A 20,879-nucleotide genomic window follows, 5' to 3' on the forward strand; every position below is an offset into this window, starting at 1 on the left:
AGGTGTGCTTTGATGTGCGAGGCGAATGCTTACCTGAGAAAGCAGGGCGAAGAAGATGAACTGTTCCTGGAGATGGTTGACCATGTGCTTCCCCACGAAGATGGCCTGATGCTGGAGGATATCTTTGGCAAAAGGAAAATGATCAAGGCCAAGATCGTGGAGCTGGCTCTGGTAGACCACAAGATAATCCTGGAGCGGGCATAACAGGCGGACTTTAATTCCACGGAATACCGGGTTTTGCCGGCGCCGTGGTTTTTATTTGGGAAAGGGTGGGAGAAGCGACGATGAACCCGGTAATTTACCGCCCGGACCACAACTTGAGCGAAATTAATAGTTTAGCTGAACTAAAAGACCTGACCGTGCGATGCGCTCGCTGCGCACTGCGGGACGGCTGTTCCAGGGTTGTTTTCGGAGAGGGAAATCCGAATGCGCGCTTAATGCTGATCGGTGAGGGACCCGGGGCGGATGAAGACCGGCTGGGGCGGCCTTTTGTGGGTAGGGCGGGCCAGCTGCTTGATAAAATCCTGGAAGCCATCAGCCTGGAAAGGTTTGCCCATACCTATATAGCCAATGTGGTTAAATGTCGTCCGCCCGGCAACAGGGCGCCGCGGCCGGAAGAGGCGCAAGCTTGCCTGCCCTGGCTCTACCGGCAGATTGAGCTGGTTTCCCCCGGTATTATTGTCCTTTTAGGAAACAGCGCTTTGCGGAACCTGGTTGATCCGGACGCCAGCATTACACCAATGCGAGGTCAGTGGCTGGTGAGTAAAAGCGGCATTAAAATCATGCCTACCTTTCACCCTTCCGCCCTGCTGCGGGATTCCGGCAAGAAGCGTCCGGTATGGGAAGATTTCCAGAAAGTAAGGGACGAATTCCTGAAACTCGCGGAATCCTAGATTTTACAAATAAAATTAATTTTAACCTCCCGGTACAAAAAAGGTTGCGGTTAAAGCCTTGTATCAGGAGGTTATTTTTTCCTTGCGGTCCCAATGCCGCCAGCTACAAAGCCGTAGCATTTTTTATCTCAGTAGAACAGATTCCTTCACAAATTTCCTGGACAGGAGAAAACTCTGTATCCGGCCATGCAGTAATGCCCTCTTTTCTGGCCTGGTTCAGCAGGGCGATATATCGCCGCTCAGCTGCGTTGATTTTAAAAATGGCATATTCGGCCAGGTCTCCATCGATGTAGTCCAGTTCCTTTAAGGCCTGCCGCCATTCCTCACGAGCGTTTTGCACGGCGGCGTCCAGTTGAAGTGTCGATGTCTTTTCCACCATTATTTCCCTTATGCGGGACATTTCTGTTATAGGTATTGTTTTTAAGATTGACATTAAATTCATCCCAATCACCTCCCCTATATTATATTTTTTACTAGATGGAAATAGAAGGGCCTTCTACAGTAATATACAATAATTCCCATATATTTCATCCGACTATTCATTCAATATTTAGACAGCATTTTAAGCATAATATCAGCAAGAAAAACAATGGGGTGATTGGTTTGGAAAGTTCTTCACACAGTGGCGGTAAAAGAAAATTAATTTTAATTCTTATCATCATGGCCATCATCCCTTTTCTTCACGCGTGTGGCAAAAAGGAGGCGCAGAGAAAGCCGGCCAGTAACGGCGGCGGCCAGGAAATCAAGATAGCGGTAAGCCTGGCCAGCATGGAGAGGGATGGCAATCAGATTATAAAGAAGACCATGAACGGGCGTACGGGTCAGACCGATCAGCAGGGCGGGCAAAACGGTCAGCAAAGTGGACAGCAGAGCACACAAAGCAGCAAGAACGAGCAGGATGTAGTACCGGTCCAGACCCAAGGTGGAGGCGCCCAGGGGAATCAAGGCGGCGGTCAGCAAAAGATCAGCATCACCTGGTTGGATGCCAGGAACGACCCCATACAGCAAGAAAAAGACCTGGACCAACTGGCCGGCCAGAATATTAAGGCTGTCATTCTCCAGGCGGTTGACCCGGCGGCGGCTCCCAGGCTTGTGCGCAAGCTGGCCCAGTCCAATATCAAGGTGATTGCTTTTGAGACACTCCCAACAAATTCCCCTGTAGACGGCTATATTGCTTCAGACCACGCCAGGGCCGGGGAGCTTGAAGCACGCTACCTCCTGGAAGCGGCACAAGGCAAATCAACACCGATGAATACTGTCCTGCTCATGGGAGATAAAAACGACCAGACATCGAAGGAAATAGCCTCCTCGGTACTTGCTAACCTCAATGGCCAGGCTCAAGTAAGGGTGGTCCTGGCTAAAAACCACGATGGCGGCGATCCGCAGCTCGCAACGGCAACCCTTGACCAGGCGCTGGTGAGCAGCAACAACCAAATTGACGCTGTGTTAGCCACCGACGGCAAGATGGCTGCCGCCGCCGCCGAGATGTTGAAAAGCAGGGGTTTGAGCCAGCGGGTAATTACCGTGGGCGTGGGCGCCGACCAGCAGGCCTCCCGCGCGCTGGCGGCGGGTGACCACAAAGCAGAGGTGGACCTCATGCCCGAGGTCATGGCTCAGCATGCTTTTGACGCCGCGGTAGGCCTGGCCACCACCGGGCACTGGCAGTATGAGAAACAGGTCAAAAACGGAGATTTTGACGTGCCTGCCAAGATTACCCCGGTGCGTTTAGTGACAAAGGACGAGTCATACCTACTGGAGCAGCGCTGGGGCAAACTGACAGGCCAGGAGGGACAGCAGGGGCAGCAAGGTGGTCAACAGCAGGGACAGCAGCAAGGACAGCAGCAAGGACAACAACAGGGACAACAACAGGGACAACAACAGGGACAGCAACAGGGACAGCAACAGCAAGGGCAGCAAGGGCAGCAAGGGCAAAGCGGACGCACAACAACCCTGCGGGTAACCACCCAGGATGGAAAGACAGTTGAGATGCAGATTAATGGGGAAATCAAAAAAATTGAAACCGTCGACGGAACAGGCCCCCAAGCAGGCGGCGGTCAAAACGGCGGCGGAGGCCAGTCAGGTTCCGGCGGGGGCGGAAGTTAAGGTTTGTTTATTTAAACAAAAAAAGGCGCCTGGGCGGGTATGGTTTTATGAACCGTACCCGTTTTGTTTATTCATTATTCATAAATGACAAACTAACTTAAGGGGTAGATTTTTAGTGTCTGAACAGTATCAGGTAATAGTTGCAGCCATAGTGTTTATTGCCACTTATGTGGTAATCGTATCCGAAAAGATCCACCGCATGGTGGCGGCCTTTATTGGAGCGGGACTGCTGTTGCTGTTGGGGGTAATTAAGTTTGAAGCGGCGGCGCATGCCGTCGATTACAATACCATCGGGCTGCTGGTGGGGATGATGCTTATCGTCGGCATCACCAGAAACACAGGTGTTTTTGAATTCCTATCCATTAAGGCCGCTAAAGGGGCGGGGGGAGAACCTGTGAGGTTGATTGCGGCATTAGCCTTGGTTACCGCCATTTTATCGGCCTTGTTGGATAATGTTACCACCGTCCTGCTGATTGCGCCGGTGACACTGGTTATTGCCGGCATGCTGAAAATCAGCCCCCTGCCATTCTTGATTTCAGAGATTATCGCTTCCAATATTGGCGGTACTGCTACTTTAATCGGGGACCCTCCGAACATTATGATTGGCAGCGCCACACGGCTTGGCTTTATGGACTTTGTGATCAATCTCGCTCCAGTAGTAGCAGTAATTTATATTATCACTTTCTTTCTTATTCGCTTGATTTATGGCCGGCAACTAACAGTACGGCCGGATTTAAAGGCCAAATTAATGGATCTGGATGCACAGGATGAGATCAAGGATCCGGCGCTGCTGCGAAAATGCCTGCTGGTGCTCGCCCTGACCATCCTCGGCTTCGTACTGCACCAGTTTATTCACCTGGAATCTGCTGTGATTGCCCTGTCCGGCGCCAGCCTGTTGCTCTTGCTGACCCGGGAAGACCCGGAGCATGCTCTGCAGTCTGTGGAGTGGCCGGTAATATTCTTCTTTATCGGCCTGTTTGTGGTGGTAGGGGCGCTGGAAGAGGTGGGGATTATCCAGGCGATGGCCAAATGGGCCCTGGACGTTACCAGCGGCAGCCTTTTGCCCACCGGTATATTGATTCTCTGGCTTTCCGCCATAGCGTCCTCCTTTGTGGACAACATTCCCTTTGTGGCCACTATGATTCCTCTATTGCAGGAAATGAGCCGCCTGGGCGGCATCACCGACATCAACTTCCTCTGGTGGTCCCTGGCCCTTGGGGCCTGCCTGGGGGGTAACGGAACGATTGTTGGGGCCTCCGCCAACTTAATAGTGGTTGGTATCGCTGAAAGAAAAGGACATCATATCAGTTTTCTGGGTTTTATGAAAATAGCATTCCCGCTGATGCTGATGTCCATTGTAATCTCCACGGGCTATCTGCTGATTTGGTACAATAACCGCCTGGCTGCTATTGCCGGCAGCCTGTGTACAGCCGTGGTCCTGTACTTGCTTTTTAAAGTAATTCAAGGGAAAGCGGAAAAACGCTTTCATCACTAAGTGAGTCCTGGGAGTTCCACGTGCCGCTATCAGGTTACAATGTGATTTGCGCAGGTTTTTTTCAATGAGTGTTTTATCTTAAATCCAGAATCCTTGCTCAAGACCAAACATACTTTTGGTCTCTTTGCCTTTATGATATACTATTAGTATGAATGTCTTTCCAGAAAGGTCAAGCTATGCGAGCTTTTCAGCTGAAATCGGAATACACTCCCCGGGGCGATCAGCCGGAGGCTATCGCCGCCCTGGTGGAAGGCTTGAATAAGGGTTACCGGGGGCAGGTGCTCCTGGGCGCCACCGGTACGGGTAAAACCTTTACCATGGCCAATGTGATCCAGGCCGTGCAGCGGCCGGCGCTGGTGCTGGCGCCAAATAAAACCCTGGCCGCTCAGCTGTGCGGCGAGTTTAAGGAGTTTTTTCCCGACAACGCGGTTGAGTATTTTGTCAGCTATTATGACTACTACCAGCCGGAGGCATATATCGCCCACACGGACACTTATATTGAGAAGGACTCCTCCATCAACGACGAAATCGACAAGCTGCGCCACTCCGCCACCTGCGCCCTTTTTGAGCGCCGGGACGTCATTATTGTGGCCAGCGTATCCTGTATATACGGTTTGGGTGACCCGGAGGAGTACAGTACCCTGGTGCTTTCCCTGCGCCAGGGGGAGAACTACGACCGGGACGCCGTCCTGCGCAAGCTGGTGAGTATCCAGTATGACCGCAATGACATCAACTTTACCAGGGGTAAGTTCCGGGTAAGGGGCGACGTCGTCGAGATCTTTCCGGTTTCCAACACCGAAAGAGCGATCAGAGTGGATTTTAACGGCGATACGGTGGAAAGGATGCTGGAGTTCGACGTGTTGACCGGGGAAATCCTGGGCAGGCGCAGCCACGTCTCAATCTTTCCGGCCAGCCATTACGCCACCTCCCGTGAAAAAATGGAGCGGGCGCTTGCATCTATTGAGGCCGAACTGGCGGAGCGACTGGCTGAACTTAACGCCAAAGGAAAACTTTTAGAGGCCCAGCGACTGGAGCAGCGGACCAACTACGATATGGAAATGATGCGGGAGATGGGCTTTTGCAGCGGGATTGAAAACTATTCCCGCCACCTTACGGGGCGGCAGCCCGGCCAGCCGCCCTATACGCTGCTGGATTATTTTCCGGATGACTTTATCTTGTTCGTTGACGAGTCTCATGTGGCAGTACCCCAGGTGGGCGGTATGTACGAGGGTGACCGTTCCCGCAAGCAGACGCTGGTGGAGTACGGTTTCCGGCTGCCCTCGGCCTTTGACAACCGGCCGCTGACCTTTCCGGAATTTGCGGAGCGGATCAAACAGGTTATTTACACCTCGGCCACCCCCGGCCCCTATGAGCAAAAGCACAGCAGCCAGGTGGTGGAGCAGATTATCCGGCCCACCGGCCTGGTCGATCCCGCTGTCAGCGTCCGCCCCACACGCGGCCAGATCGACGACCTTTTAGGTGAAATCCGTTTAAGGGTCAGCCGCGGGGAAAGAGTGCTGGTGACTACTCTGACCAAGAAGATGGCAGAAGACCTCACTGATTACTTCCGTGAGGTGGCGGTCAAAGTCCGCTACCTGCACTCGGATATCAAAACCATCGAGCGCATGGAAATCTTACGGGACCTGCGCCTGGGGACCTTTGATGTGCTGGTGGGCATAAATCTGTTAAGAGAAGGCCTGGACCTGCCGGAGGTCAGCCTGGTGGCTATACTGGACGCCGACAAGGAAGGCTTCCTTCGTTCCGAGCGCTCCCTGGTGCAGACCATTGGCCGGGCGGCCCGTAATGTTGACGGCAGGGTGATCATGTACGCCGATCAAATTACGGATTCCATGCAGAGGGCGATAGATGAGACCGAGCGCCGCCGCAAGATCCAAATGGAGTACAACCGAAAGCACGGGATAACGCCTGAGACAGTCCGCAAATCGGTGCGTGAGGTGATCGAGGCCACCCGTGCCGCAGAACCCAAGGCCGTTTATGAAATCGCTTCTACAGGTAAAAAAATGACCAAGGCCAAGTTGAAGCGGCACATAGCCTCCCTTGAAAAAGAGATGCGGGAGGCGGCCCGCGAGCTGGCCTTCGAACGGGCGGCCCAGCTCAGGGATATGATCATTGAGCTGCGCCTCCAACTGAGGGGCGAGCACGGGCTTGGCCCGGGAATTCCCGGGGTGGAAGAGCCAAGCTAGATTAGGAAGCAGGGGGACGGTTCTTTTGCTTCCAAATTTGGAAGCAAAAGAACCGTCCCCCTGCTTCCTGCCTTACGACCCTACGACAAAAAATTTACTTGCTTTGTGACCTACGGACTGCGACAACTTAAAATATCTACCAATGACTGAGGAGTATTTATGTTGGACAAGATTTTAGTCAAGGGCGCCCGCGCCCACAACCTTAAAAATATTGATGTTGAAATCCCCCGTGACAAGTTGGTGGTCATTACCGGGCTCTCCGGTTCGGGCAAGTCCTCCCTGGCCTTTGACACCATCTACGCCGAGGGCCAGAGGCGCTATGTGGAGTCTTTGTCCTCTTACGCCCGCCAGTTCCTGGGGCAGATGGATAAGCCCGATGTGGACTACATCGAGGGACTCTCTCCCGCCATTTCCATCGACCAAAAAACAACCAGCCACAACCCGCGTTCCACCGTCGGCACGGTTACCGAGATTTACGACTACCTGCGCCTGCTTTTTGCCAGGGTGGGACGACCGCACTGTCCCAAATGCGGCAAGCCAATCACCCGGCAGGCTGTGGAGCAGATGGTGGACCTTCTGGCCTCCCGGCCAGAAGGTACCAGGCTGCAGATCCTGGCGCCGGTGGTGCGGGGCAAGAAGGGCGAGCACGCCAAAATCCTGGAGGAGATCCGCCGCAACGGGTTTGCCCGGGTCAGGGTGGACGGCGAGGTGCTGGACGCCTTTGAAGAAATCAGTTTGGACAAGAACAAAAAGCACACCATCGAGGTGGTGGTGGACCGCGTCATCCTGCGACCAGGCTCCGAAAGGAGGCTGGCCGACTCGCTGGAGACGGCCTTGAAGCAGGGTGACGGTGTGGCCATGGCGGCGCTGGAAGGGGAAGAAATCACCTTCAGCCAAAACTTTGCCTGCGTTGACTGCGGTATCAGCATCACTGAGATCACACCCCGCCTGTTCTCCTTTAACAGCCCCTACGGGGCCTGCCCGGAGTGCACCGGACTGGGGATTAAAAAAGAAATTGACCCGGACCTGGTCATACCGGATCGCCGCCGGTCAATAGCCGGCGGGGCTATCGGGGGGATGAACAAGGGGGGATACTACTACCAATTCCTTGAAGGATTGGCCGGGTACTATGGCTTTAGCCTTGATACTCCCGTGGCAGAGCTCGCTCCCGAGCACCTGGACGTTATTTTATACGGGACGGGCGGCAAGAAGTTTCATTTTGTCCTGGAGAGTGAAATATACAACCGCCGGCACGAGATGTACGTGCCCTTTGAGGGCGTCATAAACAACCTGGCCAGGCGTTACAAGGAAACCTCTTCCGAGAGCCAGCGGGAAGATCTTGAAATGTATATGAGCAGCAAGCCCTGTCCCGCCTGTCAGGGGGCGAGGCTCAAGCCGGAAGCGCTGGCAGTTAAAATTGGCGACCGGTCTATCACGGCTGTGACGCGCTTATCCGTTGTGGAAGCTTTGTCTTTTTTCGAAGGGCTGGAGCTGTCCAGCCGTGAACAGCTCATCGCCAGGCAGATTTTAAAGGAAATTAACGAGCGACTGGGGTTCCTGGTCAACGTAGGGTTGGACTACCTGACTTTAGACCGGGCGGCGGGGACGCTATCAGGGGGCGAGGCCCAGCGTATCCGGCTGGCTACCCAGATCGGCTCCGGCCTGATGGGAGTGCTGTACATTCTGGATGAGCCCAGCATCGGGCTGCACCAGCGGGATAACCACCGCCTGCTGCAGACACTGGAGCGGCTGCGGGATCTGGGCAACACCTTGATCGTGGTCGAGCACGACGAGGATACCATGCTCGCCGCCGATCATATCATCGATATCGGGCCCGGGGCAGGCGTGCATGGCGGACGGGTGGTGGCAGCGGGCAATTACCGTGAGATTTCGGATAACCCGGATTCTATTACCGGCCAGTACTTAAGCGGCAAGAAATTCATCCCGGTGCCGTCTATCCGCCGCAGGCCCAACGGCAAGGCGGTGGAGGTGCTGGGCGCCGTGGAAAACAACTTGAAGCGTATTGATGCGGCTTTTCCTCTGGGGGTCTTCACCTGTGTAACCGGGGTATCCGGGTCGGGTAAAAGCACCCTGGTCAACGATATATTATACCGCAAGCTATCCCAGGAACTGCACGGGGCCAGGACCCAGCCCGGCAGCTGCCGGGCTGTACGGGGTATCGAGTTCCTGGACAAGGTTATTGACGTCAACCAATCCCCCATCGGGCGCACACCACGTTCCAACCCGGCCACCTACACCGGTGTGTTCAATGATATCCGCGACCTCTTTTCACAGACCCCGGAAGCGAAGATGCGAGGCTACAAGCTTGGCCGCTTCAGCTTCAATGTCAAGGGGGGCCGCTGTGAAGCCTGCCAGGGGGACGGCATTATCAAGATCGAAATGCACTTCCTGCCGGATGTATACGTACCCTGCGAGGTCTGCAAGGGCCTGCGCTACAACCGGGAGACGCTGGAGGTCCGCTATAAGGGCAGCAACATCGCGGATGTGCTGGACATGACTGTGGAGCAGGCGGTCGAGTTCTTTCGTCATATCCCCAAGATCCACCGCAAGCTGAAGACCCTGCAGGACGTCGGGCTGGGCTACATCCGCCTGGGCCAGCCGGCTACAACTCTTTCCGGCGGCGAGGCCCAGCGGGTGAAACTGGCCACCGAGCTTTCCAGGCGTTCGAACGGCAAGACCTTTTATATCCTCGACGAGCCCACCACCGGACTGCATACCGCCGATATCGACAAGCTGCTTAAGGTTTTGCACCGGCTGGTTGAGGCGGGCGACACCGTGGTGGTAATCGAGCACAACCTGGATGTGATCAAGACTGCCGATTATATCATCGACCTGGGGCCGGAGGGCGGGGATAAAGGCGGACAGGTAATCGCCACCGGCACGCCGGAGCAGATAGCGGCTGTGCCCGGCTCATATACGGGGCAGTATTTGAAAAAGGTTTTGGAAAAAGGCGCCCGGCAGGGTATGGAGCTGTGGGAAAAAGAGGCCGGTGTCTTTGTTGAAGCGATCCAAAGAACGGGTAGTTAGAGGAATGGCGTCTTAGCTGCGCTTCTGCCCTGAAAATATACACAAAGCGCTTAAAAAATGTAGGTGCGAATTCATTCCCACAAATGCTACCTTATATGCCCAAGTTCGGCGCTGGCGCGCCGTTGTGCGATTGAAATGGCGCCTACATCGGCTGGTGTTTTCATGATACCTGGCGCCGGGATAGCGGCGTGGGCAACTGATAATAACCACATGAAAAAACAGCTAAGGGCTGCCATAGAATTGTTTGTGCAATTTTGGATTTCGTCTACTTTTGGGTCATCCTAGTTGTATATTCAGCTATGTGTACAATGGTGATTAAACATGCAGATTGAAGAAAAGCTGAAAAACCTTCCAGCCAGGCCCGGTGTCTATCTTTACCGGAACGCCGAGGGGAAAATTATATACGTGGGCAAGGCCGTTTCCCTAAAAAACAGGGTCCGCTCCTATTTCCAGACAGGCGCCAGCCATCCTCCCAAAACCCGTGTGATGGTGGAGAAAATCGCCGACCTGGATTTCATTGTGACCGATTCGGAAGTTGAGGCCTTAATCCTGGAGCAAAACCTGATCAAGGAGTATCGCCCCCACTACAACATCCTGCTCAAGGACGACAAAAGCTACCCTTACCTCAAGGTAACCCTGGGGGAAGACTTTCCCAGGGTCATGATTACCCGGCGCCATGTCAAGGACGGTTCCAGGTATTTCGGGCCCTATACCAGGGTGGGCGCCGTCAATGAGACATTGCGCCTGCTGAAAAAGCTATTCCCCTTCCGTGCCTGCAATCAAAAGGAACCACCCCCCAGGCAGCGGCCATGCCTGAACCAGCACATCAGCCGCTGCCTGGGACCCTGCTGCGGGCTGGTGGACAGGGAAAAATACCGCGCCATGATCCAGGAGGTCTGCATGTTTCTGGAGGGAAGGCAGGAAGACCTCTTGAAGAGTCTGCTGACCAGGATGGAGGAGGCAGCTGGCAAGCTTGAGTTTGAAAAGGCTGCCCGCCTGCGGGACCAGATCCAGGCTGTACGCGAAGTAGTTGAAAAGCAAAAGATCATCTCAGGAGGATTTGAGGACCGTGATGTGGTCGCTATGGCCGGCGTCCGGGACGAAACCTGCGTGATGGTTTTTTTTATACGGGGCGGCAAGCTTATCGGGCGCGAACATTTCATGTTGAAAGGAACGGAAGGCTTGAGCCGGGCGGATGTAACAGGCGCCTTTATCAAGCAGTATTACAGTTCTGTTGATATCATCCCGGGGGAAATCCTCCTGGCGGAAGAGTTAAAAGAAGAGGCGGGCGTTATTGAAAAGTGGCTAACCGGGAAACGGGGCGCCAGGGTTCACCTGAAAACCCCCAGGCGCGGTGAGAAGAAGAAGCTGGTGGAGATGGTGGCCAAAAACGCTGTTCTCACCCTGGATCAGATTCACTCGGAGGAAGCGGCGCGCCGCGACGACACGAAAGCGGCGTTGGCCGGACTGGCCGCGGCGCTGGGCCTGGAACAACCGCCGCAGCGCCTGGAGTGTTATGACATCTCCAACACCCAGGGCCATGCAAGCGTGGCGTCAATGGCAGTCCTCGAAGGCGGCAGACCGGCCAAAGACCAGTACCGCCGCTTTAAAATCAGTACGGTGGAGGGACCGGATGACTTCGCTTCGATGCAGGAGGCTCTGCGCAGGCGCTTTACCAGGGCCAGGGAGGAACGGGAACTGCTGAACACCGGTCAAATGTCCAGCAAGGAGGCAAAATTCCACCGCCTGCCGGACCTGGTTATTGTGGACGGGGGCAAGGGGCAGCTTTCGGCGGCCCGTCATGTGATGCGAGAACTGGGCTTTGCCCATATCCCTGCCTGCGGCCTGGCCAAACAGGAGGAACTGCTCTTTATCGAAGGGGCGCCCGACCCCGTTGTTCTGCCAAAAGAGTCCCCATCTCTCCACCTGGTGCAGCGCCTGCGCGACGAAGCCCACCGCTTCGCCGTGACCTACCACCGCAACCTGCGCGGCAAGGCGGGACTCAAGTCTTTGCTGGACGAGGTGGAAGGTATCGGCGAGGTGCGCCGCCGGGCGCTCTTGAAGGCCTTTGGCTCACTGTCCGACATTGAAAAGGCGACACCGGAGCAGCTGGCCGCTGTGGAGGGCATGAACAGAAAAGCCGCCCGCGCCGTCTACGACTTCTTCCACCACTAACGAAGCAGAGGGACGGTTCTTTTGCTTCCTTTTTTTGCTAAGGAGGCAAGGGGAAGGAGCTATGATTGTTTCCTTATCTCCCCTCATATGTTGTAATGTGGTAAAATAATACAAACAATGAGGGGAGGGTTGTACATGCCTCGACAAGCAAGAGACAAGAGTAAAACCGGGATTTATCATGTCATGCTGCGGGGTATCAACAAACAGAAGATATTCCATGATGATGGAGATAGGGAAAAGTTTATTAATATATTGAAGCGCAATAAAAGAGAGAGTCAAATAAAGGTTTATGGTTGGTGTCTGATGGAAAATCATATCCACCTACTTTTGGGAGAAGGAAAAGAAGATATATCTATCTCCATGAAAAGGATAGGCGTAGGCTTTGTTTGGTATTACAATGGTAAGTACAAGCGCACGGGGCACTTATTTCAAGATCGTTACAGGAGTGAGAAGGTAGAAACAGACGAGTATTTGCTAACGGTTATCCGCTATATACACCAAAACCCAGTTAAAGCAGGGCTAGTGAAAGATTCTAAGGATTGGCCATGGAGTAGTTGCGGGGTATACTACGGAGAATGTGATTGTCAGGTGGATTTTGCAGATAGGGAAATGATTCTCGGTATGTTTTCTGAGGATGAATCAATAGCAGTAAGCAGGTTCAAGGAGTATAACGAGCAAGTTAATGAGGATGCCTGTTTGGATGAAGAAAACAAAAGGATGACTGATGAAGAAGCAAAACATGAGATTATGAAAATAGTTGTTGGACGGGGTTTGGATAAAGTACAGGATCTCCCCAAAAAAGACAGAAAAGAAATAATCAGAGCGGTGAAGAGAATCAAGGGAGTCTCACAGAGACAGGCTGCAAGGATATTAGGAGTATCCGATAATTTACTATTTAAAGTTTAAAGCAAAAAAGGAAGCAAAAGAACCGTCCCCTTGCTTCCCTTTGCTTCCGGTGGGAGGGCTTATGACAAAAATTAAACTTATTGCAGCAGACCTGGATGATACCATATTATCCAGGGACAGAATCATCACCCGCCGGGTTAAAGACGCTGTTGCGGCAGTGCGCGCGGCGGGTGTTCATTTCACTGTTTCCACGGGCCGCATGTTCTCTGCGGCGGCACATTTTGCCCGTCAACTGGATATTGAACTGCCCCTCATCACCTACCAGGGGGCGCTGGTGAAGAATTCATTATCCGATGAGGTCCTGCGCTACCGCCCGCTGCCGCAGGTTTATGCCAGGGAACTGATCACCCGGGTACACCAGCTGGGCTACCATATGAACGGTTACCTGGAGGACCGGTTGCTGGTCGAAAGGGACGATGAGTTGGGACGTCGCTACGCCGCCAACAATGGCGTGGAAATGGTGGTAGTGGGCGATTTTAACGAGTACTTCCATGATGACCCGACCAAGCTGGTGGTCATTGCTGAAGAGCAGCAGGTAACCCAGTTGCTGGCCGAATTGGCTCCAACCTACCAGGGGAAGGTGCACCTGTCCAAATCACTGCCGGGATACTTGGAATTTTCCCATATCCAGGCGACTAAAGGGGACGCCCTGGCGTACCTGGCCCGCTATTTTGGCGTGCCAACAGAAGAGGTCATGGCCATAGGAGATAGCTATAACGATATGGAGATGCTGCAATATGCCGGAGTGGGGGTAGCCGTGGCCAACGCCCGGGATGATGTCAAGCTGATCGCTGATTATGTAACCTCCCAATCATACGGTGATGGTGTCGTGGAAGCTCTTGAAAAGTATGTCCTGAATAGCCCCGTACATGATTGAACTGGCTCAAGGGAAAACTAACCTGAAAACGAGGTGCGAATTCATTCGCACAAAAGTTACATTAGCCACACAAGTACGGCGCCGGCGCGTGTGTGCGATTGAAATCGCACCTACATCGATTGGTGTTTTCATAATACGCGGCGCCGCTGGCAGCGTGGGCAGCTAACCTGTAATCGTCGCATATGGGCGCTAAGATGTTGGTGCGAATTTGTTTTCATACTCTGCTGGCGTTGCAACAGCGGCATGGTCAACTAACTGCAATTAGCGAGGGGGGACCGAAGTGCCCGAGCAGTTTGTCATCGGAGTCGACCTGGGTGGGACGAAAATCCTGACCGCGCTGGCCAATAGAGAGGGTCACGTGCTTGCTGAACAAAAAATCCCCACCGAAGCCGCCAAAGGGCAGCAGCATGTGGTCGCTCAGATCGTCCAAAGCGTCGAACAAGTCCGTAAAAAAGCCGGGGTGAAGCCTGAACAAGTGCCGGCCCTGGCCCTGGGCGCTCCCGGCCCGCTTGATAGCTGTAAGGGCATCATCCACTTCGCACCAAACCTGGCCTGGCATGATCTGCCAATCCGCCAGGTTTTGGAGCGGCGGCTTTCCATACCGGTATTGCTGGACAACGACGCCAACCTGGCCGCGCTGGGAGAGCATGTCTACGGCGCCGGACGGGGCGAGGATAACATGGTTTACATAACAGTCAGCACCGGCATTGGCGGGGGACTGATCTTTGGCGGCAGGCTCTACCGTGGTTTTGCGGACGTGGCCGGAGAGATCGGCCACATGACCGTTTTCCCCGACGGGCCTCTGTGCGGCTGCGGTAACAGAGGCTGCCTGGAGGCGCTGGCTTCCGGTACTGCTATTGCCCGGGATGCCAGGGAGCTGGCTGCCTGCGGCAGGGGCGCCCAAATTCTGGCAGCGGCAGGTGGAGATGCTGCCGGCATCACCGCCGTAACGGTCGCGGCGGCCGCAGCTGCCGGGGATAATACGGCGGAGTCAATTATCGCCCGGGCTGCCCGCTACCTGGGTATCGGCATTGCCAACATCATCAACCTGTTAAACCCGTCACTGGTAGTACTGGGCGGGGGAGTCATGGATATAGGAGAACCGGTCTGGCAAAACCTTCGCACGGAAGTCCAGGCGCGTACCCTGGAAGAAGCCGGGAAGAGCGCGCGTCTTGCCGCAGCGGAACTGGGCGGTCGCGCGGGGGTCATGGGAGCTATTGCTCTGGCGCAGCGTTGCGCCTTTGGCGTCATGGACAACCAAACCTGGAAATAAGCGTTCAGCATACGACAGCGATATTTTTATTTAAGTTCTTACTTTTTTAGCCTGGCGGCTATATTGTGAAGGGACGGTCACGATGTACTATTTTGGTAAGGAAAACTGGCGCACCCTGGAACGGGGTATTGAGAAGGAGTGGCTGGTTACCAACGGCATCGGCGGCTATGCCTCCAGCACCATTGTTAACCTCAACACCCGCAAATACCACGGGTTGCTGGTAGCAGCCCATAATCCGCCGGGCTTTAGGGTACTGCACCTGACCAAGCTGGACGAACGCTTCCAGGCCGGCTCCTGCACCTACAACCTGGCCGCCAACGACAACCGATCGGGGTTCGCGGAGTACGGCTTCATCCACCTTCAGCAGGTCAGTGTTGAACCGCTTCCCACCTTTACCTATAGTTTTGGGGATATTACCCTGGTCAAGACTATCTTCATGGCGTACGGCCGGAATACCACCGTAATTCACTACCAGGCGCGCAATGGCGCGGAACCGGCTGTGCTTACCCTGGTCCCCCTGGTCAACTGCCGGGGGCATCATTACATCACCACGCAGGGGGAAATTAACTTCACCCAGCAGCTTAAGGAGGGCGGCGTTTCCATTAAAGGCAGGGAGGAAATACCCCCGTTGCTGCTTTCCAGCAGTTCCGGCGGATATATACCGGGCGACAGCTGGTACGCCGGCATGGCCTATGCGGCGGAGCGGGAGCGGGGCGAAAACCCTTATGAAGACCACTATATCCCCGGCCGTTTTGAAATTCCCTTTGCGCCGGGGGAGAGTAAAACTTTTACCGTGGTTGCGTCTACCGAGGACATTGATAATTTAGATGGGGAAGAGCTGCTGGCCGCGGAAAGACGCCATTTGCAGGGATTGGCCCGGCAGGCCGGCTACGATGACCACCTGGCCCGCCGTCTGGTGCGGGCGGCAGACGCCTTTATCGTAGAACGGCGTTCAACCGGCAAAAAAACCGTCATTGCCGGTTATCCCTGGTTTGCCGACTGGGGCCGTGACGCCATGATTGCCCTGCCTGGTCTGGCCCTGGTGACAAAACGTTTTGACGACGCCCGTGAGGTCCTGCTTACTTTCGCCAAACATCGCAGGAGGGGGCTTTTGCCAAACGCCTTCTTTGACGGGGCCAGGGAGCCGGTTTACAATGCCGTGGACGCCTCACTCTGGTTTGTCCACGCGGTTTACAAATACCTGAACTACACCAAAGACCTGGACTTTGTGCGGGAACAGCTTTATCCCGTCGTAAAAGATATTGTCCACTGGTATATGACAGGGACCGATTTCAACATCGGCATGGACTCAGACGGCCTTATTTCAGCAGGCTCACCCGATATACAGCTGACCTGGATGGACGCCAAGGTAGACCAGTGGGTGGTGACACCCCGGCACGGCAAGGCGGTAGAGATCAATGCTCTCTGGTACAACTCCGTCTGTATACTGAATATGCTGTCATCTATGGTTGGCGAGAGTCCGGCTTACCCGGAACTGCCTGCTAGAATAAAAGATAATTTCATTAAATGTTTTTGGAACGAAGAGAATCACTACCTCAATGATGTCATTACCCCGGACGGGCCGGAGGACGGTCTGCGGCCCAATCAACTGATGGCCGTGAGTCTTCCCTACACCATGCTGACACAGGAGATGGGGAGAAGCGTGGTACAGAGAGTATGGCAGGAACTGTACCTTACCTATGGTATCCGCAGTTTGTCTCCCTTTGACGAGCGCTACCAGGGAGTATACCTGGGAGACCGTTTGCGGCGTGATGGAGCCTACCACCAGGGAACTGCCTGGAGCTGGCTGATTGGTCCGTTTATCACCGCCTACCGGCGGGTTAACAACTACAGTCCGGAAAGCCGGGTCCAGGCCCGGCGCTTTATCCTGCCCTTCCGGGACCAGTTGCGTGACCACGGGGTAGGATATATATCCGAAATTTTTGACGCCGACGAGCCGGCCATGCCGCGGGGTTGCATTGCCCAGGCCTGGGGGGTGGCGGAAGTGCTGCGTGCCCTGGTCGAAGACGTACTGGAAATCCAGCCAATCGAAGAGACAAGCCAATACAGGAAAACTGACTGGTAGTTCCAAGCCACACTGTATCAATTTTGTTCCAACGATTATAACTTTGGGGAATAGGGCAATACTAGATTCCGTCTCATATGCTGGTAAATACACTTTGTTTTGGATATGTTATGCCCTTGAAATGTCACTATTACTGTGGCGTATATTAAAGATGGAATAAAAAATCATTGTATGGGGAGTGGTTGAATGAACGAAATAATCAGCGTTGATATTGGCCATTTAATAAGCGAAAGGGACAAGTTGAATTTTATTTCCCTCTCTGATTTCAATGCTTTGGAAAATAAGTATGGTCATGTTTTCAAAGAATTCCAGATGTCATTACAGGGAAAAAAATCATACCTGACTCTTTCATTAGAAGAAGAACGCTCAATCCCCGCTATTAAGTCGCTGGCTAAAAATATCGCGGCCAAGTATGAGAACGTACTGGTTTTAGGCATAGGCGGGTCGGCCCTTGGCGCCAGGGCTGTCATACAATACCTCAAGGGCCCTTTGTATAACCTGATTCAACAAGAACACCCGCGCCTTTTCATCCTGGACAACATAGATCCGGTGTTGGTTAAATATTATGAAGATGTCATCGATATCGGCAAAACACTTATAATTTATGTCAGTAAATCCGGTTCCACCCCGGAAACAGCGGCGTTATTTATACACTTCTATCATAGATTTAAAGAAGCGGGAGGAGATACTGCCGATATTGTTATATGTTGTGACCCGGGTGACAATGGTATAAACCATATAGCAAAATCCCTGGGGTGCAGGTTGCTTCATATACCGCACAATCTACCCGGCAGGTATTCTGTCTTGTCTTCGGTCGGCTTCCTGCCCTCGGAAATTATCGGCATAGACAGCGGGCAATTATTAGAAGGAGCGCATATAGCGCACCAATCCATCATTAGCGATGGTCCGCAGCAGAATGCCTTGTTTGCTTTAGGCGCATCTCTGTTCGAGCTGGCGCTTAAAGGCAAATCCATCCATGTACTTTTTAATTACAGCAATTTATTGTCTGAGTTCGGCCTGTGGTTTGTGCAGCTGTGGGCGGAAAGCCTGGGTAAAAAACAATCTCTTGCAAATAACGTGGTAAACGCGGGAACCACGCCGCTTACCTGTTTGGGTGCTACAGATCAGCATTCAATTCTACAGCTTTTTAAAGAGGGTCCCGCGGACAAGGTATTTGGCTTTATGAAAATTAACAATGTCGCTGACGGGATTCAGTTTACAAACGAATTTCCAACTGAAAAAGAGTACTCCTATTTTGCAGGCCGCACGATGCAGGAACAGCTCCATGTAGAGCAGCTTGCTACCGAAATGAGCCTGGTTAAAGATGGAAAGCCATGTTACAGTATTACTTTAAAAGATGTTTCTCCAAAGACGCTGGGCGGTTTATTTTATTTCTTTGAAGCGCTGGTGGTTTTTACTGCGAATTTGTGGGATATTAACGCATATGACCAGCCTGGTGTTGAAGAAGGTAAAAATATTACTTATTCTTTAATGGGAAGACAAGACTACAACCATAAAAAATCTAAATACGAACAAGAAGTATCAATGTATAATGCGGAACGCAGGATATATAGCATCTAACTTATGAGGAGCTGCGGGACAATCAGGTTTTTTGCAGACTACCATACTCACACAACCTACAGCGACGGCCGGGGCACCCCGGCCGAAAACATCCAGGCAGCCTCATTAAAGGGCCTGGAGGTACTGGCTATCACTGACCACGGTCCTAAAAACATCGGCACCGGGGTGGCCAGCCCGGATACTTTTCTTGCGATCAAGGAAGAAGTGGCTGAGCTTGCCGGCCGTTTTCCGGCTGTGAAAGTGCTGGTTGGCGCGGAGGCGGCGGTAACCGGCCGGGACGGGCGCCTGGAGCTGCCCGACCACATTATTGACCAATTGGACCTTTTGATTGCCGGGCTTCACCCGTATTACCTGCCGGACTCCCTGGGGGACGCCCTGCATTTTACCCTGCCCAACCTGGTGGTCAGGCTCAACAGAAGTGTCTGGGCCAAGATGCGCAATACCAACACCAAAGCCCTGGTTGGAGCGGTACACCACTACCCTGTCAGTTTCACCAGCCATCCCGGACTGATGATGCCGGTGGACCTGGATGAATTGGCCCGGGCCTGCGCTGTCAGAGAAACATCCCTTGAAGTAAATACGGGACACAATTATAATAAAGAAGAAATAGTACATGCCGCCGCCCGTTGGGGGGCCAAGCTGGTTGTCAACAGCGACGCCCATTTCCCTGCGACAGTGGGGAACCTGGACGAAGGGTCGGCGCTGCTGGAACGTCTGAATTTCCCCGCAGAGATGGTAATCAACGCAGTGCATTGAGACGTGAGACGTGGGAATGCATGACCGGTCTTTGGGTCAATAAACCTGTTAGACCATCATGTTGTTGATATAGGGCAGGTAGAGGATGAAAATTTAGCGATGTAGGCGCCATTTCAATCGCACAACGGAGCGTTAACGCCGTATTTGTGTGACGGTAGTAACATTTGTGCGAATGAACCAACCATGATTTTTCATCACATAATACCAATGAAAATGCACACTGGGGAGTGACCATGGGGAGACATATTTCACGTTATTTGCCTACACCTGTCTCAACAATATTGCTCGAAAAGGCTTGACTCGCGGGCTTGGGGTTATCCGGAGCGAGCGGAGCACCTGGGTGCGTTCCTTAGCGCGTGCGTAGCTTAAAGTCAAAGCCTAAATAGCGCGTAGCTACCGGATGGCTGTCTGTAGATGCGGTCGGTATGACGCTCTTGTTTCACAAATGGAGAATTGCGAAGAGAGCGGAGGATAACCCCAAGCCCACTACCCTAAAGGCTTTTCGAAAACCAGCTAACAATGACCTTTACCATGTTGCAGAAATGCCTAACATACTCACGACCCACGTCCCACGACTCACGACTCACGTCCCAACTGGGGGGGTATCGATGGTGCCATCGAAGTTCATCATTGTTACCGGACTTTCCGGCGCAGGCAAGACTCAGGCAATGCGCAGTCTGGAGGACCTGGGCTTCTTTTGTGTGGACAACCTCCCGCCTACTCTCATTCCAAAATTTGCTGAACTATGCGCACAGGCCGCCAGTAAAATTAATAAAATAGCATTAGCCGTTGACATCAGGGGTGGAGAGTTTTTCAACACCCTATTTGAAGTACTCTCCGAAATTGACGACCAGGGTATAGGTTACGAAATCCTTTTTCTGGAGGCATCGGACGAAACACTGGTGCGCCGGTATAAAGAATCCCGCAGACGGCACCCTTTAAGCTCACACGGGGAAGTCCTCGATGTAATCAGGGAAGAGCGCAACCGTCTACGGGAATTGCGGGGCAGGGCTAATAAAATTATTGATACGTCCAATATGACGGTACAGCAGCTTAAAGAAGAAATAGCTTCGGTGTTCGCAGATGCCGCGGGTACCTCCAGGCTGCATATCACCGTAATTTCTTTTGGCTTTAAATTTGGCATTCCTCTGGATTCGGATCTGGTTATCGACGTACGCTTTCTGCCCAACCCGCATTACGAGCCGCCTTTGCGTCCCTTTTCCGGCAATGACAGGATCGTCAGGGACTTTGTTTTTGCTTCCCCGGTAACGACGGAATTCATGCAAAAGTTTGTTGATTTCGTGGAATTTTTGATACCCAACTACACGAAAGAGGGTAAGACCACCCTTATGGTGGCCATCGGCTGCACCGGCGGCAGGCACCGCTCGGTGGCCCTGGCCAACAGGCTCGGAGAAATTCTGAATAAAAAGGACTTGCACGTAACTGTAAGGCACCGGGATATTAAAAGATCATAGAGGTGGA

At 53.3% G+C, this 20,879-nt stretch carries 15 protein-coding genes; 14 read left to right on the plus strand and 1 reads right to left on the minus strand.

Features of this window, described 5'->3' with window-relative positions; all coding sequences use genetic code 11:
- Positions 1–12: 12 nt before the first annotated feature.
- Together Psch_RS19985 and Psch_RS19990 are read left to right on the plus strand one after the other, a co-directional pair.
- Positions 13–204: a CooT family nickel-binding protein gene (locus Psch_RS19985; RefSeq protein ID WP_190259472.1), complete on the plus strand. Its 192-nt coding sequence runs from the start codon at positions 13–15 to the stop codon at positions 202–204.
- A gap of 80 nt (positions 205–284) precedes the next feature.
- Complete coding sequence (locus Psch_RS19990) at positions 285–893, plus strand: uracil-DNA glycosylase (protein WP_190259473.1); 609 nt, start codon at positions 285–287, stop codon at positions 891–893.
- A gap of 103 nt (positions 894–996) precedes the next feature.
- Here the strand turns inward: Psch_RS19990 and Psch_RS19995 are convergent, their stop codons facing one another.
- Complete coding sequence (locus Psch_RS19995; protein WP_134216666.1) at positions 997–1,335, minus strand: DUF2508 family protein; 339 nt, start codon at positions 1,333–1,335, stop codon at positions 997–999.
- Between the two features lie 161 nt (positions 1,336–1,496).
- Here Psch_RS19995 and Psch_RS20000 point away from each other — a divergent pair, with 161 nt between their 5' ends.
- From Psch_RS20000 to rapZ, 12 genes are all read left to right on the plus strand, one after another.
- Positions 1,497–2,996, plus strand: coding sequence for a substrate-binding domain-containing protein (locus Psch_RS20000; RefSeq protein WP_190259474.1), 1,500 nt, complete (start codon positions 1,497–1,499; stop codon positions 2,994–2,996).
- 115 nt (positions 2,997–3,111) lie between these two features.
- Positions 3,112–4,491 (plus strand): ArsB/NhaD family transporter, encoded by a 1,380-nt coding sequence (locus Psch_RS20005; protein WP_190259475.1) that lies wholly within the window; start codon positions 3,112–3,114, stop codon positions 4,489–4,491.
- A gap of 176 nt (positions 4,492–4,667) precedes the next feature.
- Complete coding sequence (gene uvrB / locus Psch_RS20010) at positions 4,668–6,695, plus strand: excinuclease ABC subunit UvrB (protein ID WP_190259476.1); 2,028 nt, start codon at positions 4,668–4,670, stop codon at positions 6,693–6,695.
- 159 nt (positions 6,696–6,854) lie between these two features.
- Positions 6,855–9,743 (plus strand): excinuclease ABC subunit UvrA, encoded by a 2,889-nt coding sequence (gene uvrA, locus Psch_RS20015; RefSeq protein ID WP_190259477.1) that lies wholly within the window; start codon positions 6,855–6,857, stop codon positions 9,741–9,743.
- A 321-nt stretch (positions 9,744–10,064) separates the two neighbouring features.
- Complete coding sequence (uvrC, locus tag Psch_RS20020; protein WP_190259478.1) at positions 10,065–11,918, plus strand: excinuclease ABC subunit UvrC; 1,854 nt, start codon at positions 10,065–10,067, stop codon at positions 11,916–11,918.
- 135 nt (positions 11,919–12,053) lie between these two features.
- The gene (locus tag Psch_RS20025) at positions 12,054–12,824 is read left to right on the plus strand and encodes an REP-associated tyrosine transposase (protein ID WP_190259479.1); all 771 of its coding nucleotides are present in this window, start codon (positions 12,054–12,056) and stop codon (positions 12,822–12,824) included.
- A 61-nt stretch (positions 12,825–12,885) separates the two neighbouring features.
- Positions 12,886–13,701, plus strand: coding sequence for a Cof-type HAD-IIB family hydrolase (locus Psch_RS20030; RefSeq protein ID WP_190259480.1), 816 nt, complete (start codon positions 12,886–12,888; stop codon positions 13,699–13,701).
- A gap of 280 nt (positions 13,702–13,981) precedes the next feature.
- On the plus strand, positions 13,982–14,974 hold the full coding sequence (locus tag Psch_RS20035; protein ID WP_190259481.1) for an ROK family protein: 993 nt from the start codon (positions 13,982–13,984) through the stop codon (positions 14,972–14,974).
- An 82-nt stretch (positions 14,975–15,056) separates the two neighbouring features.
- On the plus strand, positions 15,057–17,060 hold the full coding sequence (locus Psch_RS20040; protein ID WP_190259482.1) for an amylo-alpha-1,6-glucosidase: 2,004 nt from the start codon (positions 15,057–15,059) through the stop codon (positions 17,058–17,060).
- Between the two features lie 186 nt (positions 17,061–17,246).
- Positions 17,247–18,641 carry a glucose-6-phosphate isomerase gene (locus Psch_RS20045; protein WP_190259483.1) on the plus strand — a complete coding sequence of 465 codons (1,395 nt, stop codon included), beginning with the start codon at positions 17,247–17,249 and terminating at the stop codon, positions 18,639–18,641.
- A gap of 3 nt (positions 18,642–18,644) precedes the next feature.
- Positions 18,645–19,397: a PHP domain-containing protein gene (locus Psch_RS20050; RefSeq protein ID WP_243124259.1), complete on the plus strand. Its 753-nt coding sequence runs from the start codon at positions 18,645–18,647 to the stop codon at positions 19,395–19,397.
- 608 nt (positions 19,398–20,005) lie between these two features.
- Positions 20,006–20,872 carry an RNase adapter RapZ gene (rapZ, locus tag Psch_RS20055; RefSeq protein ID WP_190259484.1) on the plus strand — a complete coding sequence of 289 codons (867 nt, stop codon included), beginning with the start codon at positions 20,006–20,008 and terminating at the stop codon, positions 20,870–20,872.
- Positions 20,873–20,879: the final 7 nt, after the last annotated feature.

Source organism: Pelotomaculum schinkii, assembly GCF_004369205.1.
GTDB classification, from domain to species: Bacteria; Bacillota; Desulfotomaculia; order Desulfotomaculales; family Pelotomaculaceae; genus Pelotomaculum_C; species Pelotomaculum_C schinkii.

Excerpts from the sequence above, each read along its gene's own strand:
- Psch_RS19985 (WP_190259472.1), top strand. The coding sequence starts at position 13 with ATGTGCGAGGCGAATGCTTACCTGAGAAAGCAGGGCGAAGAAGATGAA.
- Psch_RS19990 (WP_190259473.1), top strand. The coding sequence starts at position 285 with ATGAACCCGGTAATTTACCGCCCGGACCACAACTTGAGCGAAATTAAT.
- Psch_RS19995 (WP_134216666.1), bottom strand. The coding sequence starts at position 1,335 with ATGAATTTAATGTCAATCTTAAAAACAATACCTATAACAGAAATGTCC.
- uvrB (WP_190259476.1), top strand. The coding sequence starts at position 4,668 with ATGCGAGCTTTTCAGCTGAAATCGGAATACACTCCCCGGGGCGATCAG.
- uvrA (WP_190259477.1), top strand. The coding sequence starts at position 6,855 with ATGTTGGACAAGATTTTAGTCAAGGGCGCCCGCGCCCACAACCTTAAA.
- uvrC (WP_190259478.1), top strand. The coding sequence starts at position 10,065 with ATGCAGATTGAAGAAAAGCTGAAAAACCTTCCAGCCAGGCCCGGTGTC.
- Psch_RS20025 (WP_190259479.1), top strand. The coding sequence starts at position 12,054 with ATGCCTCGACAAGCAAGAGACAAGAGTAAAACCGGGATTTATCATGTC.
- Psch_RS20030 (WP_190259480.1), top strand. The coding sequence starts at position 12,886 with ATGACAAAAATTAAACTTATTGCAGCAGACCTGGATGATACCATATTA.
- Psch_RS20040 (WP_190259482.1), top strand. The coding sequence starts at position 15,057 with ATGTACTATTTTGGTAAGGAAAACTGGCGCACCCTGGAACGGGGTATT.
- Psch_RS20045 (WP_190259483.1), top strand. The coding sequence starts at position 17,247 with ATGAACGAAATAATCAGCGTTGATATTGGCCATTTAATAAGCGAAAGG.
- Psch_RS20050 (WP_243124259.1), top strand. The coding sequence starts at position 18,645 with ATGAGGAGCTGCGGGACAATCAGGTTTTTTGCAGACTACCATACTCAC.
- rapZ (WP_190259484.1), top strand. The coding sequence starts at position 20,006 with ATGGTGCCATCGAAGTTCATCATTGTTACCGGACTTTCCGGCGCAGGC.